Here is a 21585-nt window from a genome sequence, read left to right on the forward strand (position 1 = left end):
GGCGCCAGGAACCACATGCCCCTTTGGTTCCCTGGCACACCACGTTTCACAGAAGCGCCGGTATTTGATTACGGCGCGATAGGGACCTGAGGAGAACTGGTGCCGCTCCCGTCACTGAGCCCCGAACAGCGCGCTGCCGCGCTGGAGAAGGCCGCGGAAGTTCGCAAGGCTCGGGCTGAGCTGAAGGAACAGCTCAAGTCCGGCAAGACCACCCTCGCCGCTGTGCTTGACCGCGCGGAGGAGGACGAGGTCGTCGGCAAGCTGAAGGTCTCGGCCGTGCTTCAGGCGCTGCCGGGCATCGGCAAGATCCGCGCAACCCAGATCATGGAGAAGCTCAAGATCGCTGACAGCCGCCGGCTGCGCGGTCTCGGCGATCAGCAGCGCAAGGCCCTCCTGGGGGAGTTCGCTGCGAACTGACTCATGGGCTCGTGTTGAATGAGCCTGTGAGCATGGATGACGACGCGCGCCCGGCAGCCCGCCTCACCGTCCTGTCCGGCCCCTCCGGGGTCGGCAAGGACAGCGTGATCGAGCTGATCCGGGCGCGCTCGCCTTGGATCAAGCTCTCCGTGTCGGTGACGACGCGGAAGATGCGCGACTACGAGACCGACGGCGAGCACTACCACTTCGTGACTCGCCCGGAGTTCCAGCGGCTGATCGACGGCGGTCAGCTTCTCGAGTGGGCCGAGTTCGCCGGCAATCTTTACGGCACACCCCGGGCCCAGGTCGAGGGGTGGATCTCGCAGGGCCGGCCGGTGCTGCTGAAGATCGACCTGCAGGGCGCGCGGCAGGTGCGGGCCACGATGCCCGACGCCCAGCTCGTGTTCCTGGCCCCGCCCAGCGTCGAAGAACTCAAGCGCCGCTTGATCGGGCGGGGCACCGACGACGAGGAAACCATCCGGCGCCGGCTGGCTCACGCGGACGAGGAACTGGCGGCCGAGAAGGAGTTCGACCGTACGGTCGTCAACGACTTCGTCGAGCGGGCCGCCGATGAGCTGGTAGGATTGCTCGGTTCATCGTTTCTGACGCCGGCGCAAGCCCCAGAACACTAAGGATTTTTGAACAGTGGGAACCATCGCGAACCCCGAAGGCATCACCAACCCGCCCATCGACGAGCTGCTCGACAAGACCTCGTCGAAGTACTCGCTGGTGATCTTCGCGGCTAAGCGCGCCCGCCAGGTCAACGCCTACTACAGCCAGCTCGGTGAGGGCCTCCTCGAGTACGTCGGCCCGCTGGTCGAGACCACGCCGCAGGAGAAGCCGCTTTCGATCGCCATGCGCGAGATCAACGCCGGCCTTCTGACCGCCGAGGCGACCGACAACCCGTGACCCGGGCTGCCTGACCGGCGTTCGCCCGCCGGTCCAACGCCGCGCCCGCGCGGTCCCATCGATCCCGTGCCCCGCAATCGGGCGCGGGATCTTTGCTGTCCGCCTCCGGCCTGTGGACAGCCTGGTCCGCCGTTGTTCACCTCCGGCCTGTGGACAACCCGGCCGCCGTTGTCCACAGCTCCCGGGTCCGGTCCGCGTGGATCTCCCCGGCGGGCTAGCGTTGGTCCCGACAGCGCTCGGAAGGGGTCCGCGGTGACAGAAGTGGTGCTCGGGGTGGGCGGGGGCATTGCCGCCTACAAGGCCTGTGAATTGCTTCGGTTGTTCACCGAGTCGGGTGACCGGGTGCGTGTCGTGCCGACCGCCTCGGCGCTCAAGTTCGTGGGCGCTCCGACCTGGGCCGCGCTGTCGGGGCAGCCGGTGGCGACCGACGTGTGGGACGACGCGCACGAGGTGCCGCACGTGCGCATCGGGCGGGCGGCCGAGCTGGTCGTGGTGGCCCCGGCGACCGCCGATCTGCTGGCCAAGGCCGCGCACGGCATCGCCGACGATCTGCTGACCAACACGCTGCTGACGGCGACCTGCCCGATCGTCTACGCGCCGGCCATGCACACGGAGATGTGGGACAACCCGGCCACCCAGGCCAACGTCGCCACCCTGCGGGCCCGCGGCGCGGTGGTGATCGAGCCGGCCGTGGGCCGGCTGACCGGGAAGGACACCGGCAAGGGGCGTCTGCCCGACCCCTCGGAGATTTGGGAGCTGGCACGACGCGTACGGAAGCGTGGTCTTGATCTTGATCTGGCCGGGCGTCATGTCGTGGTCACGGCGGGCGGGACGCGGGAGCCGCTGGATCCGGTGCGTTTTCTCGGCAACCGGTCGTCCGGCAAGCAGGGCTATGCGCTGGCCAAGATCGCTGCGGCTCGGGGCGCGCGGACGACTCTGATCGCGGCCAACGTGACTTTGCCCGAGCCGGCAGGTGTGGATCTCGTGCGGGTGGGAACCACCGAGGAGTTACGCGTGGCGGTGATCAAGGCGGCGGCGGACGCGGATGTGGTCGTGATGGCGGCCGCTCCCGCCGACTTCCGCCCGGCCACCGTGGCCGAAGAAAAGATCAAGAAAACCGATGACGGCCCGGCGCCGATCGCGCTGGTCACCAACCCGGACATCGCCGCCGAACTGGGCGCGAGCAAACGACCCGGGCAGGTCCTGGTGGCCTTCGCGGCCGAGACGCACGACGCGATCGAGCACGCCCGGGCGAAATTGATCAAGAAACGCGCCGACCTGATCGTCGTTAACGAGGTGGGAGTGGACCGTGTGTTCGGTGCCGATCACAACGAGGTCACTCTGCTCGGGGCCGACGGAAGCACGGCCGGTTACGCCGAACTCCCTAAAGACGATGTGGCCGATATGATTTACGACCATGTCGTCACGCTCCTGGAACGCCAGGTCGCGGACGATGGGACGGCGTAGCACCCAGACGACTCCGGTCAGGCGCGGTGACTACACTTCCGCGTTACGTTGTATTCGACAAATCTGAGGAGCACCGTGGCACGCCGCCTGTTCACCTCCGAGTCGGTCACGGAAGGCCACCCGGACAAGATCGCTGACCAGATCAGCGACGGCATTCTCGACGCCCTGCTGGCGCAGGACCCTCGCAGCCGGGTCGCGGTGGAAACCCTGATCACGACCGGCCAGGTGCACGTGGCGGGCGAGGTCACCACCCAGGCCTACGCCGACATTCCGAGCATCGTGCGCGACACGATTCTGAAGATCGGATACGACTCGTCGAAGAAGGGGTTCGACGGCGCGTCCTGCGGCGTCAGCGTCTCGATCGGCTCGCAGTCGCCCGACATCGCGCAGGGTGTCGACAGCGCGCTCGAGCTGCGTGAGGGTGACAGCGAGCACGTGCTCGACGCCCAGGGCGCCGGCGACCAGGGCATGATGTTCGGCTTCGCCTGCTCGGAGACGCCCGAGCTGATGCCGCTGCCGATCGCTCTCGCCCACCGCCTGGCCCGCCGGCTGTCGTCCGCCCGCAAGGACGGCACGATTCCCTACCTGCGGCCCGACGGCAAGACCCAGGTCACGATCGAGTACGACGGTCTCAAGCCGGTACGCCTCGACACGGTCGTCGTCTCGTCGCAGCACGCGGCCGACATCTCGCTCGAGTCGCTGCTCACGCCCGACATCCGCGAGCACGTGATCGCGCCCGAGATCGAGGGCCTGGGCATCGACACCGAGGGTTACCGCCTGCTGGTCAACCCGACCGGCCGCTTCGAGATCGGCGGCCCGATGGGCGACGCCGGCCTCACCGGCCGCAAGATCATCGTCGACACCTACGGCGGTTACGCGCGGCACGGCGGCGGCGCGTTCTCCGGCAAGGACCCGTCCAAGGTGGACCGGTCGGCGGCGTACGCGATGCGCTGGGTGGCCAAGAACGTCGTGGCGGCCGGCCTGGCCGAGCGCTGCGAGACCCAGGTGGCCTACGCCATCGGCAAGGCCCACCCGGTGTCGCTGTTCGTCGAGACGTTCGGCACCGAGAACGTGCCGGTCGAGCGGATCGAAAAGGCCATCAACGAGGTCTTCGACCTGCGCCCGGCCGCGATCATCCGCGACCTCGACCTGATGCGCCCGATCTACCAGCAGACGGCGGCCTACGGCCACTTCGGCCGCGAGATCCCCGAGCTCCTGTGGGAAAGCACGGAGCGCGCCCAGGACCTGAAGAACGCCGCCGCCTGACAGCCGCAGCCGTTCGGCGCCCCCGCGGATATCTCGCGGGGGCGCCGCTTGCTTTGCAGCGGTCGCGCGCCCCACGTACGCGCGGTTTCGCGTTTGCGCGTTCTGGCGTTCCCGCGGTGTTGCGTGCCCGTAGTGTCTCGGTCTCCGCGTTCCCGTGCCCGCGTGGTCTCTCGTGTCTGCGCGGGTTTTTTGCCCTGCGCTTCGCGCAGCTTGGTCCGGGAGCCTCAGAAGAGGGCGGACGGGTCGATCTCGATCCGGACGGTGAGCGGGGCCTTCTTGGCGCTCCGGACCGCGGCCGCCTCATGCAGCGCCCGGGACAGCGGAGCCAGCTGCGAGCGGGGAACCCGCAGCAGCATGCGTTCCTGATCGTCGTCGGCCGGGACCGGACCCAGCTCTTCCGTGTCGGGCGGAAGCCGGGCGATGGACAGGAACTCGGCGACCGCCTCGGCCTTGCCGGTGAGGCTGGCCATGCGCGAGGCGGGCGGGAACGAGAGCTCGCGGCGTTCGGTCAGCTCACGCAGGGCGAACCACGCCGGGTCCCACCGGATCAGCGCCTGCACCGGGGCCAGCGAACCGTCGGCCACCACGACCACCCGGCCGCCGGCTGGGGCGGGCTTGGCCAGGGCGGCGGCGTTCAGCCAGCGCCGCATGGTCTCCTCGGCCGCGCGCAGGTCGGAGCGGGTCAGCAGAGCCCAGGCGTCCAGCAGCAGGACGGCGCCGTATCCGCCTTTGGCGACCGGCTCGGCGCCGGGGGTGGCGACCACGACGGCCGGTTCGTCGGGCACTGTGTCGAGGATCTCGTCGCGGCCCGAGGTGCGCACGGGGGAGCCCGGGAAGGCGCGGCCCAGCTCCTCGGCCGTACGGCGGGCGCCGGTGATCGAGGCCCGCAGCCGACGACTGCCGCACGTCGGACACGCATAAGCGGCGGCCGCCCGGCCACACCAGTGACAGGTGGGAACCTCGCGAGCACCCTGCAGACCCAACGGTCCCGCGCATTGTGGACAGCGAGCCGGCGTCCGGCAGTCATTGCAGGCGATCGCCGGCAGATAGCCGCGCCGGGGCACCTGAACCAGCACGGGCGCGCCCGCCTTCAGCGCCTGCCGAGCGGTCTCCCACACCAGGCTGGGCAGCCGGGCAGTGGCGGCGGCCGGGTCGCGGGCCATCTGCGGGTCGTCCCCGGTGGGAGCGATCGCCGGCGCGTGAGCGCGGAGCACGTCCCGGGAGGCGCTGATCTCGCGTGCCCAGCCGGTCTCGAGAAGCAGTTGCCCCTCGCCCGTACGAGCGAACCCGGCCACCAGCGCCGCGCTGTCAGCCAACTGGGCCCGGGTCAGCAGCACCTCACGGGCGTGCGGATAGGGCGACCGCGGCTCGGCGTGCAGATCGTCGCCGTCGTCCCAGATCACGACCAGCCCCAGCTTCGCCACCGGAGCCCACATGGCCGCCCGGGTGCCGGCCACCACCGGAACCTGGTGACGGCTGGCGGCCAGGAAACGCCGATAACGCTCGGCGGGCCCTAACGCCGCGTTGAGAGCCACATGACGCCCCGGCCCGAGAGCCTGCCCAAGCGCCCGATCCACCCGATCGAGGTCCCGCGCATCGGCGACCACGATGACCACACCACGTCCACTGCGCACGGTCGCCTCAGCGGCCTCGGCGATGCGAGCGGCCCAGTCCTCCCCGGGCAGCGCCCCCCACACCGCGCGAGCGTTACGCCCCTCGGTCAGCGCCCGCAGAAATGCCGGCCCCGCGACGTACTTCCCCCACCCCCCGGCCTCGTCACCGGCCGCCGACCCGGCACCGCCTCCGGCGCCCGTGGTGGTCTGGGGTGGTTCGGTTGGCTGTGCGGCAGTCGGGTGGGCCGCCGCGCTCGGCGTGGCGGCCGCCGTGGCGTCGCCGGAGGCAGCCGCGTCGACCGCCGTGGCGTCGCTGGAGGGAGCCGCGTCGACCGCCGTGGCGTCGCCGGAGGCAGCCGCGCCGACCGCCGTGGCGTCGCCGGAGGGAGCCGCGTCAACCGCTGTAACGTCGCCGGAGGGAGCCGCGTCGAGCGCCGTGTCGGAACCGGGACCCGGCGTCGAGTCACTGAGCGCGGCCACCTCGGCCCTCGAGACCGGTCGCGCGGCCGACGGTGCGGTGTGACCCTTCTCGGTGCCTAGCGCGTCGACGCCGGCGCCCGGCCCGAAGGCAGTGTTCGCGGCGGGGCCGGTGCCCGGCGCTGCTTCGGTCGGCGGCGGCTGTCCGTCGGCGCCCTCACCCACGCGCTCATCCGGATCGCCGTCGGGTGGCGGGCTGGTGTCGTCTCTCTCACCCGGTGACTTGCCGGACTCGGCGGACTTCGCGGCCTGGGCCTCGACGCGGGCGTGGCGAGGCGGGACGGCCAGGCGCAGGATGTCGCACATGTTTCCCGCGTAGCGGTCGGCCACGGCCCGGGCCACCTGGGCGACCTCGGGGTCGAGGACCTGCTCGGGCGAGACCACCTTGTCGAGATAGGCCAGCTTGCCGCCGTGGGGCGAGGTCTCCGCCCGCTCCAGCAGGAACCCGCTGATCAGCTGGCCGGCGAAGCGGATCCGCACCCGCACGCCGGGCTGGGCCGCCTCGTCGTCGGCCGCGGCCACCAGATAGTCGAAGGGGCGGTCGAGGTGGGCCAGAGGCACGTCGACACACACGCGGGCCACCGGAAGCCGCTCCGCCGGCACCCGTTCGCTGCGTCCACCCTTTGTCGCCATCGCCCAACATTCTGCCCGCCCCCTCCGACATTCCTGGTCGCTCCCAGATCCTGGCCGAATCGCGTCGCTGTGGCGTCAACCCACGGGTCGATTCCGAATTCGAACCCTGGGTTGACGCCGGCCTGCGCCCCAGCCCCTACCGTGGGCGCATCGAACGAGCAGATCCACGATGGAACCGGGGAGGCGGAACGTAGTGGTGACGATCACCAACGAGGGCCCGGCGGATGCCGCCAAGGCGGTCGCGATGCTGCTTGACCCGCGCGCCAATCACGATCCCGTCCCGGCTTACGAGGCGTTGCACCGCCACGGTCCGGTGGTGCGGGCGGGCAAGGGTTACTACTTCGTCTCCGGCTATGCCGCGGTCGACGCCGTGCTGCGGGATCCGGGCATGGAGGCCTACGACGCGGGGCGCCTCGACAGCCAGTGGTCCGACTGGCGTGACAACCGGGCCGTGGCGCTGTTCGCCGATTCGATGCTGCGCACGAACCCGCCGCAACACACCCGGATGCGCCGCCTCGCCGCCGGTGTGTTCACGGCCCGCCGGGTGAGCGCGCTGCGCGAGGTGATCGCGGCCCAGGTCGACGAGGCGATCGAGGCGCTGCCCGGGCAGTCCGAGGGCGGGGTCGTCGACCTGGTCACCCACCTGACCTATCCGTTGCCGATCGCGGTGATCACGGCCCTGCTCGGGGTGCCGGCGGCCGATCGGGGGCAGTTCCGGCGGCTGGCCGAGGCGCTTACCGCTGTGCTCGAGGTGCGCTGGACGGAGGAGGACAGGCGACTCGCGCACGAGGCCGCGCTCGAGCTCGAGGACTACTTCGACGACCTCGTAGGGCTGCGCCGCCGGGAGCCGCGGGACGACCTGGTGACCGCCCTCGCCGCGGCGCACGACGCCGGTGGTGAGCAGCTGACCGGCGCGGAGCTGATGGGCAACCTGACGTTGCTGCTGGTGGCCGGGTTCGAGACGACGACCAACCTGCTGGGCAACGGCATCGTGCTCCTGCTCGACCACCCGGCGTACGGGGAAAGGCTGCGCGCCGACCCGGGGTTCGCGGCGGCTTGTGTGGAGGAGGTGCTGCGGATCGATTCGCCGGTGCAGCTGACCGAGCGTTACACGACACGGCCCGTGGTGATCGGCGGGGCCGAGCTGCCGGCGGACGCGGAGCTCGTGCTGCTGCTCGGTGCGGCCAACCGTGATCCGGAGCGCTTCGACAACCCCGGCGTTTTCGATCCGGATCGGCCGGGCAACGCGCCGCTGTCGTTCGGCGCTGGCGCCCACTATTGCCTCGGCGCGCCGCTGGCTCGGTTGGAGGCGCAGATCGCGCTGCCCGCGTTGCTGCGGCGCTTCCCGGAGCTGGCATCGGCCGGGCCGCCCGCACGGCGGCCGAGGATGAATCTGCGGGGGTGGTCCTCGCTGCCGGTGACGCTGGGCACGCCGGCGAACGTGACGGTGAGCACGCCGGGGACGGGTGGCGTGACGCAAACCGTGCCTGCTCCGAGGCACTCCGTAGACTAGTCAGGTGCCGAGCCGAGATGTCAGGAGTCTGACCGCGTGACCGTCCAGTCCATCCGTCTGTTCGGCGATCCGGTGCTCCGGACGCCGGCCGATCCCGTCGTCGACTTCGACAAGGAATTGCGCACCCTGGTCAAGGATCTGACCGACAGCATGCTCGAGGAGGGCGGCGCCGGCCTGGCCGCTCCCCAGATCGGGGTCGGCCTGAGGGTCTTCGCGTTCGACGTGGACGACGTCGTGGGGCACATCATCAACCCGGTGCTGTCGTTCCCCGACGACGAGGAGCAGGACGGGCCGGAGGGCTGTCTCTCGATCCCGGGGATCTACATCGACACCAAGCGCCGGCAGAACGTCGTGGCCGCCGGATTCAGCGAGCACGGCGACCCGATCCAGATCGTCGGCACCGGGCTGATGGCGCGCTGTGTGCAGCACGAGACCGATCATCTCGACGGCGTGCTGTTCCTCGACCGGCTCGACACCGCCTCCCGGAAGGACGCGATGAAGCAGATCCGGGCCGCGGAGTGGTACGACGCGGGCAAGCCGCCGACGATCAAGGAGAGCCCGCACGGTCGTGGCCTCTTCGGTCTGGGGCGGTGACGGGATGCGCCTGATCTTCGCCGGCACCCCGGCCGTCGCCGTACCGAGCCTCGACGCGATCGCGGCCTCGGGTCACGAACTGCTCGCCGTCGTCACCCGTCCCGACGCTCCCGCCGGTCGGGGCCGTCGCCTGGTGCGCTCGCCCGCCGCCGCGTGGGCCGATGAGCGCGGCATCGAGGTGCTCACGCCCCAGAAGCCGCGCGAGCCCGAGTTCCAGGAGCGCCTGCGGTCGCTGGCGCCCGACTGCGTGCCCGTGGTGGCCTATGGCGCGCTGGTGCCGCCGAGCGCACTCGAGATCCCGAAGCACGGCTGGGTCAACCTGCACTTCTCGCTGCTGCCCGCGTGGCGTGGCGCGGCCCCCGTGCAGCACGCCGTCCTGCACGGCGACGAGGTCACCGGCGCGAGCGTCTTCGAGCTCGAGGCCGGCCTCGACACCGGTCCGGTCTACGGCACGCTGACCGAGGACATCCGGCCCACCGACACCTCCGGTGACCTGCTCGGGCGACTCGCCACCGAGGGAGCGGGCCTGCTCGTCGCGGTGCTCGACGCGATCGAGGCGGGCACGGCCCGGGCGCACCCGCAGCCGGCCGACGGCATCAGCCTGGCGCCGAAGCTGACGGTGGAAGACGCGCACATTCGCTGGGGCGATCCGGCGTTCGCGGTCGACCGGCGCATCCGGGCCTGCACGCCCGCGCCGGGCGCGTGGACGACTCTGCGTGACGACCGGCTCAAGCTCGGTCCGGTCAAGCCGGTGGCCAACGGGCCGGAACTCGAGCCGGGTAGCCTGCTCGTCGAGCGGTCGCAGGTGCTCGTCGGCACGGCGACCACGCCGGTTGCGCTGGGCGAGGTCCGGGCCGCGGGCAAGAAGCCGATGGCTGCGACCGACTGGGCTCGCGGCCTGCGGATCCAGCCGGGGGAGAAGCTCCAGTGACCGACCACAAGGCAGGACGGCCGCACGGTTCGGGGCGGCCGAGGCGGCCCGGAGGACCGGGGTTCGACCGGGACGCACGCTCGGGGCGGGCGCCGCGGGGTGGACGTCCACCGTCGGATCCGGCGCGTCAGGCGGCGTACGAGGCCATTGCCGCTGTGCACCGCGACGATGCGTACGCCAACCTGGTGTTGCCCGAGATCTTACGTGGCATGGCGCTCGCCGGGCGGGATGCCGCGTTCGCGACCGAGCTGACGTACGGGACGCTGCGCATGCTGGGCACGCTCGACCTGATCGTCGCCGACGCGGCCGGGCGCGAGGTGTCCCGGATCGATCCGCCGGCCCGTGACGCGCTGCGGCTGGGCGCCTATCAGCTGCTGCACACCCGCGTGCCCGCGCACGCCGCCGTCAACCAGACCGTCGACCTGGTGCGCTCGGTCGCGCCGGGGGCGGCCGGGTTCGCGAACGCGGTAATGCGCACGATCGCCGAGACGCCGCTGGAAAAGTGGCTCGAGCGGCTCGCGCCCGACTACGAGACCAACCCGGTCGGCAATCTCGCGGTGCATTACAACCACCCTGAGTGGATCATCCGGGCGTTCTCCGAGGCGCTCGGTAACGACCTTGCCGACACCACTCGGCTGCTGATCGAGGACAACCAGCCGCCCGTCGTGCACTTGTGCGCTCGTCCGGGCCGGGTTGACGCGGTCGACCTGGCCGACGAGGTGGGCGGCGTGCCGGGGGCGTTCTCGCCGTACGCGGTCTATCTGAACGGCGGGTCCCCGCGTGAGCTCGCCGCGATCCGGGACGGCCGCGCGCACGTGCAGGACGAGGGCTCCCAGCTGGTGGCGGCGGCGCTGCTGGCCGCGCCGATCGAGGGACAGGACACCCGCTGGCTCGACCTGTGCGCCGGGCCGGGTGGCAAGACGGGCCTCATGGGCTCGATCGCCGCGAGCCGCGGGGCCGAGGTGACCGCCGTCGAGGTGGCCGAGCATCGTGCCCGCCTGGTCGAGCAGGCCACCGAGGGCATGCCGGTGACCGTGCTGCCGATGGACGGGCGGTCCGTGGGCCGCGATCCCGACCTGCCGGAGGAGTCGTTCGACCGGGTGCTGGTCGACGCGCCGTGCACCGGGCTCGGCTCGCTGCGGCGGCGGCCCGAATCGCGCTGGCGCCGTCAGCCGGCCGACCTGCCACCGCTGACCAAGCTGCAGCGGGAACTGCTGGTCGCGGCTCTGCGGGCGGTGCGGCCGGGCGGCGTGGTGGCTTATGTGACGTGTTCACCGCACATGGTGGAGACGCAGGTGACGGTGACCGAGGGGTCGCGCCGCAGCGGGGTCGAGGTCGACTTCGTGGACGCGCGGCCGCTGCTGCCGCCGGGCATGCCGGGTCTCGGCTCCGGTCCGACGGTGCAACTCTGGCCACACCGCCACGGCACCGACGCCATGTTCCTGGCCGTCCTGCGCAGAACGAGCTGATGCGGGGAGCGGCGAGCCGGCGCGGCGAGACACGGGCCCACGCGGCGGGCTAGCGGTAGATGTAGTGGATTTTCAGCTTGCGGGTGCCGGCATTTCGGTAGGTGCCGGTCATCTGCTCGCCGTTGAGCCACAGGAAGCAGCGGACCGCGCGGTCGCCCAGCTTCCAGGACGTCTCGTCCGGCGGGAAACCGAGCCAGCCGACCCGATTGCGCACGGTCCCGTCGTCCGGGATGCCGGCGAACTTGGCGATCGCCGTGTGGCAGCCCTTCTCCATCTCGTCCGAGGTCACCTCGGCCACGGCCGGGCGCTTGCTCTCGAACAGGCCGGCGAACTCCGAGGTGTGCCGGGCCGAACAAGCCACCGGGTGCATCTCGGAGACGCGCTCGCCCGCGACCTTGGGGTTTGCGCAGGTCATCCGCATCTTGCCGGCCCCGTCCAGGGCACCCTGGAGGCTGCCCGACCGGCGCACCAGGTCGCCGGCCACGGGTGACGTCTCGACCAGGTCGCAGCGATACCACCGGGCGCCGCCCTGCCACGCCGGCCGGCTCGGCAGCACGGGCTGCAGCACCAGCCAGCCGGTGCGCCAGTCGCCGCCGAGGAACCTGGTGACCCTCTTGGAGCACTCGCGGAACGCCCGGCCCCGATAGGCCGAGCCGCTGCTGCCCGGCGAGGCATCCGCCAGCTCGGCGATCGCCGCCGTCTCGGTCAGGTGCGGCCCGCCGCAGGCGACCGGCGACCAGTTCTCGAGCGTGCCTTCCTCGACGACGTCGGGATGGCAGCCGACGACCGGCTTGAACTGCCGGGCCGCGGGCATCGCCGGCCAGCCGCTGGTGAGGTCGCCGTCGACGCCCTCGGGCAGGTCGGCACACCCGGCCAGGACAAAAACCAGCAGGAGGGCCCCGGCCCACCGTCGCATGCTGTTCTCCCACCCGAGCGGTCAAGGGTCGTCACTCTATCGGTTATCGAGACTCCGGCCGGGGTTGTCCACAGCCGGGACGAGGCCCGCCCGGTTATCCACAGGCGGGAAGAACGAGGCTCGCGAAGGCCATAGACTTCGTCCCGTGGAGCCATCACTGATCATCGCCCCCAGCATCCTGGCCGCCGATTTCGCCCGTCTCGCCGACGAGGTGCGCGCCATCGAGGGCGCGGCCGATTGGGTGCATGTCGATGTCATGGACAACCACTTCGTGCCCAATCTGACAATCGGGCTCCCGGTTGTGCAGAGTCTGCGCAAGGCGACGAGCATCCCGTTCGACGTGCACCTGATGATCACCGATCCCGAGCGGTGGGCGCCGGGTTACGCCGAGGCCGGGGCCTACAACGTCACCTTCCACGCCGAGGCCACCGACGACCCGATCGCGCTGGCGAAAACCCTGCGTGCGGCGGGCGCCAAGGCCGGGCTGGCGATCGACCGTGACACCCCGGTCGAGCCCTATCTCGACCTGCTGCCCCATGTGGACACCGTGCTGATCATGACGATTAAGGCGGGTTTCGGCGGGCAGAAATTCCTGCCCGAGACGCTGGGCAAGGTGCGCGACGTGCGCCGCCGCATCAGTGCCGGCGATCTCGAGGTGCGGCTCGAGGTGGACGGCGGCATCGCAGCGGACACAATTGAGCAGGCGGCCGAGGCGGGCGCCGACGCCTTCGTGGCCGGCACGGCGGTTTACGGGGCGCAGGATCCGGCCGAGGCCATTCGCAAGCTACGCGCCCTCGCGGGAGGAGTCGGATGAGCACAGGGGTCGCTGATCCCAAGCCGGAGGAGCTCGGTCCCGAGCCCGAGGACCGCCCCGATCTGATCCTGGTGGTCGACGACGATCAGGACATCGCCAGCTTCGTCGAGTTCAACCTCAAGGTCCACGGGTATGAGGTCATTCGCGCTCGCGACGGGCAGGACGCGCTCGATCTCATGCAGAACAACCGGCCCGACCTGGCCGTGGTCGACTGGATGATGCCGCGCATGGACGGCGTCGAGCTGACCCGCCGGCTGCGCGCCGAGCCGCTGACCTCGGCCCTTCCCGTGATCATGCTGACGGCCAAGAGCATGACGGTCGACAAGGTGGTCGGGCTGACCGCCGGCGTCGACGACTATCTGGTCAAGCCGTTCGACACGGCGGAACTGATCGCGCGGGTGGCCTCGACGCTGCGGCGCAACAAGGAGTTCCGCGAGGTGTCGCCGCTGACCGGGCTGCCCGGCAACGCGCGGGTGCGCCGCGAGATCGCCGACCGGATGAAGATCGGCGGCGAATACTCGGTGGGCTACATCGACGTCGACCGGTTCAAGAGCGTCAACGACGTGTACGGGTTCGACCGGGGCGACGAGTTCATCACGGCTCTCGCCCGCAGCCTGCATCGCGCGGTCACCACCGTCGGCCCGCCCTCGATCTTCCTGGGGCACATCGGCGGCGACGACTTCGTGTTCATCTGCACGCCGGATCAGGTGCTGCCGCTGACCAAGCTGACCGTCACCGACTTCGAGCAGGCGGCCGACCAGCTGTATGACGCCCGTGATGCCGAGCGGGGCTACATCGAGGTGCCCGACCGCCGGGGCAACAAGAACCGCGCCGCCCTCGTGACGCTGTCGATCGGCGTGGCCCAGGCGACGGTGGACGGGCGCCGCTTCACCGACCCGCGGGTGGTGATCGCGGTGGCCTCCGAGATGAAGAAGGTCGCCAAGTCGCAGCCCGGTTCCTACGTGGCGATCGACCGCCGCCGCGCCGAGGGCGAAGAGGCCTGACGACCCGCGAGCGCAAGGAGGGGACGCCGGGCCCAGGCCATCCGCGCATCGGCCGTGACTCAGGCGCCCGCGGATCGGCGCGGCCCGAGCGCCATCCGCAGATCGGCGACGCCCACGCCCCCGCGGATCGGCCCGGCCCAGCTCCGTCCGCGGATCGGTGTCACCCAGCTCCGTCCGCGGATCGGTGTCACCCAGCTCCGTCCGCGGATCGGAGCCGCCCAGCTCCGTCCGCGGATCGGCGTGGCCGCAGCCGGTCGGCCCGGGCGCGGTTTGTGCTGGTCAGTGTCGTGGGATCCGATGTTGTGTGAGATGCCTCGCCAGTGGGGTGGCAAAAACTGGTTGTCGTGTCAAACTCGGGGGTGACCCACCACGCGCTGGCGGGACTCGGTGAAATTCCGAACCGGCGGTGATCCGATCTGACGATCGGTAAGCCCGCGACCCGGACGTCGTCAACCAACGACGGACGGTGGACCTGGTGAAAATCCAGGGCCGACGGTTGATCAGACAGGCAGTCTGGTCAGACAGTCCGGATGGGAGACAGCGCGCGGAATCGGACCATGGGCTGACCAGCTCGTGACCGGGGTGCGCGAAGCGTACCCTTGTGCCCGATTCCCGGCGTTTTCTCCCCATGCACAGCGCGTGATTCGACCGCGTTGTGTGAGAGGGAGACGGCGATGGTGACCGAGGACGAGGCGATGCGCCGCGCGATCGCGCTGGCCGCCCGGGGCCTCGGCACGACCAGTCCCAATCCGGTGGTCGGCTGCATCCTGCTCGATCCCGATGGCGAGGTCGTCGGCGAGGGCTTCCACGCGTACGCGGGCGGGCCGCACGCCGAGATCGTCGCGCTGGCCCAGGCCGGGGACCGCGCTCAGGGCGGCACGGCGATCGTCACGCTGGAGCCTTGTAACCACACCGGTCGCACCGGCCCCTGCAGTGAGGCTCTGATCAACGCGGGCATCCGGCGGGTGGTGATCGCCGTCGACGATCCCACGCCGGTGGCCGCCGGGGGTTCCGTCACCCTGCGCGCCGCGGGGGTTCAGGTCGAGACCGGCGTGCGGCGCCTGGAGGCGTCCGAGGGCAACGTGGCCTGGCTGACCGCCGTTCGGCGCGGCCGCCCGTACGTGACCTGGAAGTTCGCCGCCACGCTGGACGGCCGCTCGGCCGCGCGGGACGGCAGCAGCCAGTGGATCACCTCGGCGCCGGCCCGGTCGGATGTGCACGTGCTGCGCAGCACGGTCGACGCGATCGTGGCCGGAGTCGGGACCGTGATCGCCGACGACCCACAGCTCACCGTGCGCGACCTCAAGGACGGCACCCTCGCCATCAAGCAGCCGCTGCGGGTGGTCGTCGACTCGGAGGGGCGTACGCCGGGGAAAGCGCGAGTGCGGGACGCCGCCGCACCCACCTGGATCGCCACCAAACGCGAACTCGGCTCCGGCCCGGACGGCCGGGTCGACCTGAACGCGCTGCTGGCCGCGTTGTTCGGCCGGGGCATCCGGTCGGTGCTGCTCGAGGGCGGCCCCACGCTGGCCGGCGCGTTCCTCGAAGGCGGCCTGGTCGACCAGGTCATCGGTTACGTGGCGCCGAAGCTGCTCGGCGCGGGCCGGGCGGCCCTGGTCGACGCGGGCGTCGCCACCATCGCCGACGCCATCGAGCTCGACCTCAAAGACATCGCGCAGATCGGTCCCGACCTGCGCTTCACCGCATCGCTCCGACAAAAGGAGAGCTGATGTTGATCGAGATCCGCCACGGGCAGAGGGAGATCTGATGTTCACGGGCATCGTCGAGGAACTGGGTGAGGTCGTACGGCTGACCGACACCACCAACGACTCCGCGGTCGTGCAGATCAAGGGCCCGCTGGTCACCTCGGACGCGCGGCACGGCGACTCGATCTCGGTCAACGGTGTCTGTCTCACCGTGATCGACAACGTCGAGGGTGTTTTCACCGCCGACGTCATGGGCGAGACGTTGCGCCGCTCGTCGCTGGGCGCGCTCGAGGTGGGCAGCCAGGTCAACCTGGAGCGGGCGGCCGCGCTGGGCAGCCGCCTCGGCGGTCACCTGGTGCAGGGCCACGTCGACGGGGTGGCGCGGATCGTCTCGCGTGAACCCGCCGCCGACTGGGAGGTCGTGCGGTTCTCGCTGCCCGCCGCCCTCGCGAAGTACGTGGTCGAGAAGGGCTCGATCACCGTCGACGGGGTGTCGCTGACCGTCATGGCCGTCGACGACGAGACGTTCAGCGTCGGGATGATCCCGACCACTTCCAAGCTGACCGTGCTCGGCAGCAAGCAGCCCGGCGACCCGGTGAACCTCGAGGTCGACGTGATCGCCAAGTACGTGGAGAAGATGCTGGGAGGCCGCAATGTTTGAGCAGGTCGAGCGGGCGATCGCGGACATCGCGGCCGGTCGCGCGGTGATCGTGGTCGACAACGAGGACCGCGAGAACGAGGGTGATCTGATCTTCGCGGCCGAGAAGGCCACCCCGGAGCTGGTCGCCTTCATGGTGCGCTACACCTCCGGTTACATCTGCGTGCCGATCACCGAGGAGGAGGCCGACCGGCTCGACCTCCCGCCGATGTTCCACACGAACCAGGACGCCCGGGGCACCGCGTACGCCGTGACCGTCGACGCCCGCGAGGGCGTGGCCACCGGCATCTCGGCCGCCGACCGGGCCCGCACCATCCGCCTGCTGGCCTCGGCCGAGACCAGGCCGTCGGATCTGTCCCGTCCCGGCCACGTCGTTCCGTTGCGCGCCAAGCCCGGCGGGGTGCTGCGCCGCCCCGGCCACACCGAGGCCGCGATCGACCTGTCCGTGATGGCCGGGCTGCGACCGGCCGGCGTGCTGTGCGAGATGGTCAACGACGACGGCACCATGCAGCGCCGCCCCGATCTCGAGAAGTTCGCGATCGAGCACGACCTCACGCTCATCAGCATCACCGAGCTGATCGCCTACCGGCGGCACTGCGAGACCCAGATCGAGCGGGTGGTCGAGACCCGGATGCCGACCGAGAAGGGCGTCTTCACCGCGGTCGGCTACCGGTCCCGGACCGACGACGGCGAGCACGTGGCGCTGGTCTACGGGGAGCTGGGCGACGGCGAGGACGTGCTCGTCCGGGTCCATTCCGAGTGCCTGACCGGCGACGTCTTCGGCTCCCAGCGCTGCGACTGCGGCCCGCAGCTCGACGCCGCCCTCGAGCGGGTGGCCGAGGCGGGCCGGGGCGTCGTGCTCTACATGCGCGGGCACGAGGGCCGGGGGATCGGCCTGCTTCACAAGCTGCAGGCCTACCAGCTGCAGGATCGCGGTTTCGACACCGTCGACGCCAACCTCGAGCTGGGGCTGCCGGCCGACGCGCGCGACTACGGCACGGGCGCGCAGATCCTGTACGACCTGGGCGTGCGCTCGATGCGGCTGCTCACCAACAACCCGGCCAAGCGGGCCGGGCTGGAGGGGTACGGGCTGACGATCACCGGACGCGAGGCGCTGCCCGTGCGGCTGCATCCCGAGAACGTGCGCTACCTGCGGACCAAGCGTGATCGTATGGGGCACCTGTTCGAAGCATTGGGCTGATTTTTCCCGCCACGGAGGGCGAGGATGAACCAAACGAGGGGGACACATGGCCGGCTTCGGTGATCCGCATTTGGAGACGGTCGACGCGGCCGGGCTTCGGCTCGGCATCGTCGGCTCGCGCTGGCATTCCGACCTGGTCGATCACATGATCGAGCGGGCGCGGTCGGCGGCGCAGGAGTGCGGTGTCGAGGACGTCGTGGTGGTGCGGGTGGCGGGTTCGGTCGAGCTGCCGGTCGTGGCCCAGGCGCTGGCCCGCAAGTGTGACGCGGTGGTCGCGCTGGGCGTGGTGATCAAGGGCGAGACCGACCATTTCAAGTACGTCTGCGACGCGGTGACCGCGGGCCTGACCCGGGTGGCGCTCGACGAGCAGACCCCGGTCGCGCACGGCGTGCTGACGGTGATGAGCCTGGGCCAGGCCCGGGACCGCGCCGGCCTGGAGGAATCGGTGGAGGACAAGGGCTGGCAGAGCACGGTCGCCGTGCTCGACGCAGCCCTTGCCCTCCGCGAGATCTCCAAGCCCTGACTCAGAAGTTCTGGACGTCGATCTCCTGGTTGACCGGCACGGCGAAGCAGTCCTGGTCGTTGCAGCCGGTCGCCAGGAGGACCAGCGTCGCCTTACCGACCTGGAACGGCGCGCCGGTGATGGACGCGGTGACCCGGCCCATCTCCAGAACGCCGGTGCCGGCGCAGGTCAGTTCCTCGGTGACGAGGCCGCTCGCCCGCAGCCCGTCCCGGCGGACCTGGTTGAGCGAGACGGTCACGGTCGCGTTGTAGCCGGCCGGGCAGGTGATCCCGTACGACACGTCGACCGCGGCGCCGCGGGCCACGCGGGCGGCCCACATGACGTCGATCGTGGCTTCGGCGGCGGCCTGGGCGGGCGCCGCGGTGAAAGTGGCGAAGGAGAGGGCGGACAGGGCGGAAGCGACGGCGAGGCGTCGGCGCATGGTCATCTCCTGCTCAGCTGATGCGGATCGACTCGTCGTACGGGATGGTCTCGCAGCTCGTGTCGTCGCAGACCGTGCGGACCGTACGCGCGGTGGCCTGGCCCCTGATGAAGATCGCACCGGCCAGGTCGCGGTCGACCCGCACCTCGGTGGCCGTCCACGCGCCCGCGCAGTCGACCCGCTTCTGCCGGGTGCCCTGCGCGATGCGGGTGCCGTTGGCCGCGGTGACCGTCACGACCAGCTGCACGGTCGCCCCGGCCGGGCAGTTGTAGCTGAGGTTGACCAGGACCCGCTCGCCCTGCTGGCGACGTTCGACGGAATCGATGCGGGTGGACGACGGGCCGGTGGCGGCGTTGGCGGCCGGCGCGATCAGCAGAGACCCGGTGACAAGGGCTGCCATGAGCCCAGAAAATGCCAGAATTCGGCGCATTGCGGTCCTCTCCAGGGCAGAGGGCCGCCTCCCCGTTATTCGGCGGTTCACCCCCGTGCCCGCGGTAGCACCATGTCATGCACCGGCTTCGATGCGCTAGACCTTTCCGGTCAGAGGCGGCCGGCTTCGATGATCCGGGCCAGGAACTGACGCGTACGGGCCTCGACCGGATCGCCGAGGACCTGCTCGGGCGGGCCCTGCTCGAGGACGCGTCCCTTGTCCAGGAAGGCGACCCGATCGGCGACCTGACGGGCGAACCCCATCTCGTGCGTGGCCAGCACCATCGTCATGCCCTCGCCCTTGAGGTCGCGGATCATCGTGAGCACCTCGCCCACCAGTTCCGGGTCGAGCGCCGACGTGACCTCGTCGAGCAGCAGCAGGCGGGGATTGTTGACCAGCGCCCGCACGATCGCGACGCGCTGCTGCTGCCCGCCGGACAGGCGATCGGGATAGCTGTCCGCCTTGTCGGCCAGACCGACCCGGGACAGCCACTCCATGGCCTGCTCGCGAGCCTCGGCGGAAGAGCGCTTGTGGACCCGTACGGGAGCAAGGGTGATGTTGTCGAGAACGGTCATGTGCGGGAACAGGTTGTAGCTCTGGAAGACCAGACCGATCTTCTGCCGTACGGCGTCCGGGTCGACCCGCGGATCGGTGATGTCCTCGCCGTCCAGCCGCACCACCCCGTCGTCGATCTCGGTGAGCAGGTTGACGCAGCGCAGCAGGGTCGACTTGCCCGAACCCGAGGCGCCGATCAGCGCGACCACCTCGTGCTCGTCCACGTCGAGCGTGAGGCCGTCGAGCACGACGTTGGAACCGAACGTCTTACGGACGTCCGTGCAGCTCAGCACCATCAGTTACCCGCGTTCTGGCGGCGTGCGGCACGCAGCGTCACCCAGTCGGTGATCCCGATCAGCGGCAGGGCCAGCAGCACGAAGAGCACACCGGCCACCACGTACGGGGTGAAGTTGGCCGTGCCGGCCTGGTTGATCTGCGCGGCCCGGATGGCGTCGATCGGCCCGGCCAGGGAGATCAGGCCGACGTCCTTCTGCAGGGCCACGGTGTCGTTGAGCAGCGGCGGCGTGACCCGCCGGATGGCCTGCGGCAGCACCACGTGGCGCATCGTGCGGCGGTAGCTCAGCCCGAGCGACCGGGCCGCCGCCACCTGGCTGGGGTGCACGGACTCGATGCCGGCCCGGAACACCTCGGCCAGGTACGCCCCGTAGGTGACCACGATGGCCGCCGCGCCCAGCACGGTGACGCTCGGCGTGCCCTGCAGCCGCAGACCGGGGATGCCGAACGCGAACAGGTAGATCACGATGATCAGCGGCAGGCCGCGGAACGAGTATGTGTACGTCGTCGCCAGCGCCCGCACCGGGAAGCTGACCGGTCCGCGCAGGGTGCGCAGGATCGCGATGAGCAGCCCGAGCGCGAGGGCGCAGGCGGTGCAGATCACCATCAGCCGGACGTTGAGCCACAGCCCGGAGAGGATGGACGGGTAGTTGTCCCGTCCGGTCAGCGCCTTCACGGCGATGTCCCAGTCGAGGAACGACGTCTTGACCCGATCCCAGCCCGGCGAGCCGGTGACACCGAGATAGAGCAGCACGCCGACGACGGCGGTGGAGAGAGCGGCCAGCAGCGTGGAACGGATCGCCCGCTTGCGGCGGTACGCGATCCGTCCCAGCTGGGTGTCGCTCGGCCGGTAGGGGTCGAGGCTCACTGGAGTTCGGGGGCCCCGCCCGAGCCGGCCAGCCAGGTCTTCTCGAGCACCGCCAGGGTGCCGTCCTGCCGCAGCTGGTCGACCGCGGTGCTGACGCAGCCGGTCAGCGCCGAGCCCTTGTCGAGCACCAGGCCGAACTGCTCGGGCACGCCCACCTGCGGCAGCTGGCCGACGATGATGCCGTCCTTGAGCTCGGCCGCGGTCATGTAGAACGCGGTCGGCAGGTCCACCACGATGCCGTCGACGGTGCCGTTGACCAGGGCGGCCTTGGCGTCGTCGTTGTTGTTGAACACCGACGGCTGGGTGCTCGGCTTGATCAGTTCGGTGACCGCCTGATAGCTCGTCGTGCCGACCTGGGCGCCGAGCTTGGCCGTCTTGAGATCGGCCAGCGTCTTGGCATTGGCGATCTTCGAGCCCTTGGTGGTGATGACCGTCTGCCGTACGAGGTAGTAGGGCGACGAGAAGTCGACCGCGTTACGCCGTTCGGGGGTGATCGAGAACTGGTTGATGTCGAAGTCGAACGCCTTCGGACCGGGGGCGATGGCGTTGTTGAACGTCACAGAGGTCCAGATCACGTTGTCCGGCGAATATCCCAGACGCTGGGCGACCTGATACGCGACGGCCGATTCGAACCCCTTGCCGTTCTTGGGGTCGTTGTCGGAGTACCACGGCTCGTAGGCCGGGTTGTCGGTGCCGATCGTCAACTTGCCGGCGGTCTTCGTCGTGAGGCTGCCAGCAGGGCAAACGTCCGCGGAGGCGCTGGCCGACGCGGTGGGGGCGGTGTTGTCCTCGACGGGCGAGCAGCCCACGAGGGCGGCGAGCGCGAGGACGGCGCCGCCGGTGGAGAGAAGGGTGAATCGGCTGACCATGTCCGGGAGCCTAGAACACGTCTCACCTGCTGGGGCC

General features: G+C 70.6%; 22 protein-coding genes, 1 pseudogene and 1 riboswitch. Of the genes and pseudogenes, 15 read left to right on the forward strand and 8 right to left on the reverse strand.

What is annotated here, in order from left to right; translation table 11 throughout:
- Positions 1–99: 99 nt before the first annotated feature.
- The 5 genes from mihF (at position 100) to metK (ending at position 4059) form a co-directional block, all read left to right on the forward strand.
- Positions 100–417 carry an integration host factor, actinobacterial type gene (gene mihF / locus ACZ3I4_RS14120; RefSeq protein WP_020517554.1) on the forward strand — a complete coding sequence of 106 codons (318 nt, stop codon included), beginning with the start codon at positions 100–102 and terminating at the stop codon, positions 415–417.
- Positions 418–449: 32 nt separating this feature from the next.
- On the forward strand, positions 450–1049 hold the full coding sequence (gmk, locus tag ACZ3I4_RS14125; RefSeq protein ID WP_465382298.1) for a guanylate kinase: 600 nt from the start codon (positions 450–452) through the stop codon (positions 1047–1049).
- A 13-nt stretch (positions 1050–1062) separates the two neighbouring features.
- Complete coding sequence (gene rpoZ / locus ACZ3I4_RS14130; protein ID WP_015623990.1) at positions 1063–1326, forward strand: DNA-directed RNA polymerase subunit omega; 264 nt, start codon at positions 1063–1065, stop codon at positions 1324–1326.
- 252 nt (positions 1327–1578) lie between these two features.
- A complete protein-coding gene (gene coaBC, locus ACZ3I4_RS14135; protein WP_465382299.1) occupies positions 1579–2793 on the forward strand; it encodes a bifunctional phosphopantothenoylcysteine decarboxylase/phosphopantothenate--cysteine ligase CoaBC in 1215 nt (404 codons plus the stop codon).
- Positions 2794–2868: 75 nt separating this feature from the next.
- On the forward strand, positions 2869–4059 hold the full coding sequence (gene metK, locus ACZ3I4_RS14140; RefSeq protein ID WP_465382300.1) for a methionine adenosyltransferase: 1191 nt from the start codon (positions 2869–2871) through the stop codon (positions 4057–4059).
- Positions 4060–4283: 224 nt separating this feature from the next.
- Here metK and ACZ3I4_RS14145 read toward each other — a convergent pair whose 3' ends face one another.
- Both ACZ3I4_RS14145 and ACZ3I4_RS14150 read right to left on the reverse strand, forming a co-directional pair.
- Positions 4284–6152 carry a primosome assembly protein PriA gene (locus ACZ3I4_RS14145; protein ID WP_465382436.1) on the reverse strand — a complete coding sequence of 623 codons (1869 nt, stop codon included), beginning with the start codon at positions 6150–6152 and terminating at the stop codon, positions 4284–4286.
- A 333-nt stretch (positions 6153–6485) separates the two neighbouring features.
- A pseudogene (locus ACZ3I4_RS14150) lies at positions 6486–6782 on the reverse strand (primosomal protein N' family DNA-binding protein); the annotation flags it as partial.
- Between the two features lie 244 nt (positions 6783–7026).
- Between ACZ3I4_RS14150 and ACZ3I4_RS14155 the strand changes: the two are divergent.
- From ACZ3I4_RS14155 to ACZ3I4_RS14170, 4 genes are read left to right on the forward strand one after another with little or no spacing between them, the layout of a single operon-like run.
- Positions 7027–8295 carry a cytochrome P450 gene (locus ACZ3I4_RS14155; RefSeq protein ID WP_465382437.1) on the forward strand — a complete coding sequence of 423 codons (1269 nt, stop codon included), beginning with the start codon at positions 7027–7029 and terminating at the stop codon, positions 8293–8295.
- Between the two features lie 36 nt (positions 8296–8331).
- Positions 8332–8889, forward strand: a complete 558-nt coding sequence (def, locus tag ACZ3I4_RS14160) for a peptide deformylase (RefSeq protein ID WP_465382301.1) — start codon at positions 8332–8334, stop codon at positions 8887–8889.
- A gap of 4 nt (positions 8890–8893) precedes the next feature.
- Complete coding sequence (gene fmt, locus ACZ3I4_RS14165) at positions 8894–9820, forward strand: methionyl-tRNA formyltransferase (protein WP_465382438.1); 927 nt, start codon at positions 8894–8896, stop codon at positions 9818–9820.
- On the forward strand, positions 9775–11289 hold the full coding sequence (locus ACZ3I4_RS14170) for an RsmB/NOP family class I SAM-dependent RNA methyltransferase (protein ID WP_465382439.1): 1515 nt from the start codon (positions 9775–9777) through the stop codon (positions 11287–11289). Before fmt ends, ACZ3I4_RS14170 begins: the two co-directional genes overlap by 46 nt.
- A 49-nt stretch (positions 11290–11338) precedes the next feature.
- Here ACZ3I4_RS14170 and ACZ3I4_RS14175 read toward each other — a convergent pair whose 3' ends face one another.
- The gene (locus ACZ3I4_RS14175) at positions 11339–12205 is read right to left on the reverse strand and encodes a septum formation family protein (protein WP_465382302.1); all 867 of its coding nucleotides are present in this window, start codon (positions 12203–12205) and stop codon (positions 11339–11341) included.
- A gap of 145 nt (positions 12206–12350) precedes the next feature.
- Here ACZ3I4_RS14175 and rpe point away from each other — a divergent pair, with 145 nt between their 5' ends.
- The 6 genes from rpe to ribH all read left to right on the forward strand — a co-directional run bounded on the left by rpe (position 12351) and on the right by ribH (position 18111).
- Entirely contained in the window at positions 12351–13019 is a 669-nt protein-coding gene (gene rpe, locus ACZ3I4_RS14180) for a ribulose-phosphate 3-epimerase (RefSeq protein WP_465382303.1), read from the forward strand.
- Positions 13016–14023 carry a GGDEF domain-containing response regulator gene (locus ACZ3I4_RS14185; RefSeq protein ID WP_465382304.1) on the forward strand — a complete coding sequence of 336 codons (1008 nt, stop codon included), beginning with the start codon at positions 13016–13018 and terminating at the stop codon, positions 14021–14023. The genes rpe and ACZ3I4_RS14185 overlap by 4 nt, the downstream gene beginning before the upstream one ends.
- 369 nt (positions 14024–14392) lie before the next feature.
- A riboswitch (FMN riboswitch) is annotated at positions 14393–14569 on the forward strand.
- A 128-nt stretch (positions 14570–14697) separates the two neighbouring features.
- Positions 14698–15753, forward strand: coding sequence for a bifunctional diaminohydroxyphosphoribosylaminopyrimidine deaminase/5-amino-6-(5-phosphoribosylamino)uracil reductase RibD (ribD, locus tag ACZ3I4_RS14190; RefSeq protein WP_465382305.1), 1056 nt, complete (start codon positions 14698–14700; stop codon positions 15751–15753).
- A gap of 37 nt (positions 15754–15790) precedes the next feature.
- On the forward strand, positions 15791–16390 hold the full coding sequence (locus ACZ3I4_RS14195; RefSeq protein ID WP_465382306.1) for a riboflavin synthase: 600 nt from the start codon (positions 15791–15793) through the stop codon (positions 16388–16390).
- On the forward strand, positions 16383–17588 hold the full coding sequence (locus tag ACZ3I4_RS14200; protein WP_465382307.1) for a bifunctional 3,4-dihydroxy-2-butanone-4-phosphate synthase/GTP cyclohydrolase II: 1206 nt from the start codon (positions 16383–16385) through the stop codon (positions 17586–17588). The genes ACZ3I4_RS14195 and ACZ3I4_RS14200 overlap by 8 nt, the downstream gene beginning before the upstream one ends.
- Before the next feature lie 46 nt (positions 17589–17634).
- Positions 17635–18111: a 6,7-dimethyl-8-ribityllumazine synthase gene (ribH, locus tag ACZ3I4_RS14205; protein ID WP_465382308.1), complete on the forward strand. Its 477-nt coding sequence runs from the start codon at positions 17635–17637 to the stop codon at positions 18109–18111.
- Position 18112: 1 nt separating this feature from the next.
- Here ribH and ACZ3I4_RS14210 read toward each other — a convergent pair whose 3' ends face one another.
- The 5 genes from ACZ3I4_RS14210 to ACZ3I4_RS14230 all read right to left on the reverse strand — a co-directional run bounded on the left by ACZ3I4_RS14210 (position 18113) and on the right by ACZ3I4_RS14230 (position 21548).
- Positions 18113–18532: a hypothetical protein gene (locus tag ACZ3I4_RS14210; RefSeq protein ID WP_465382309.1), complete on the reverse strand. Its 420-nt coding sequence runs from the start codon at positions 18530–18532 to the stop codon at positions 18113–18115.
- A gap of 13 nt (positions 18533–18545) precedes the next feature.
- Positions 18546–18932 carry a hypothetical protein gene (locus ACZ3I4_RS14215; protein WP_465382310.1) on the reverse strand — a complete coding sequence of 129 codons (387 nt, stop codon included), beginning with the start codon at positions 18930–18932 and terminating at the stop codon, positions 18546–18548.
- Positions 18933–19072: 140 nt separating this feature from the next.
- The gene (locus ACZ3I4_RS14220; RefSeq protein WP_465382311.1) at positions 19073–19813 is read right to left on the reverse strand and encodes an amino acid ABC transporter ATP-binding protein; all 741 of its coding nucleotides are present in this window, start codon (positions 19811–19813) and stop codon (positions 19073–19075) included.
- Positions 19813–20679, reverse strand: coding sequence for an amino acid ABC transporter permease (locus ACZ3I4_RS14225; RefSeq protein ID WP_465382312.1), 867 nt, complete (start codon positions 20677–20679; stop codon positions 19813–19815). Before ACZ3I4_RS14225 ends, ACZ3I4_RS14220 begins: the two co-directional genes overlap by 1 nt.
- A complete protein-coding gene (locus ACZ3I4_RS14230) occupies positions 20676–21548 on the reverse strand; it encodes an ABC transporter substrate-binding protein (protein ID WP_465382313.1) in 873 nt (290 codons plus the stop codon). The genes ACZ3I4_RS14225 and ACZ3I4_RS14230 overlap by 4 nt, the downstream gene beginning before the upstream one ends.
- Positions 21549–21585 lie beyond the last annotated feature (37 nt).

The sequence above is a fragment of the Actinoplanes sp. NPDC021490 genome, assembly GCF_055562135.1.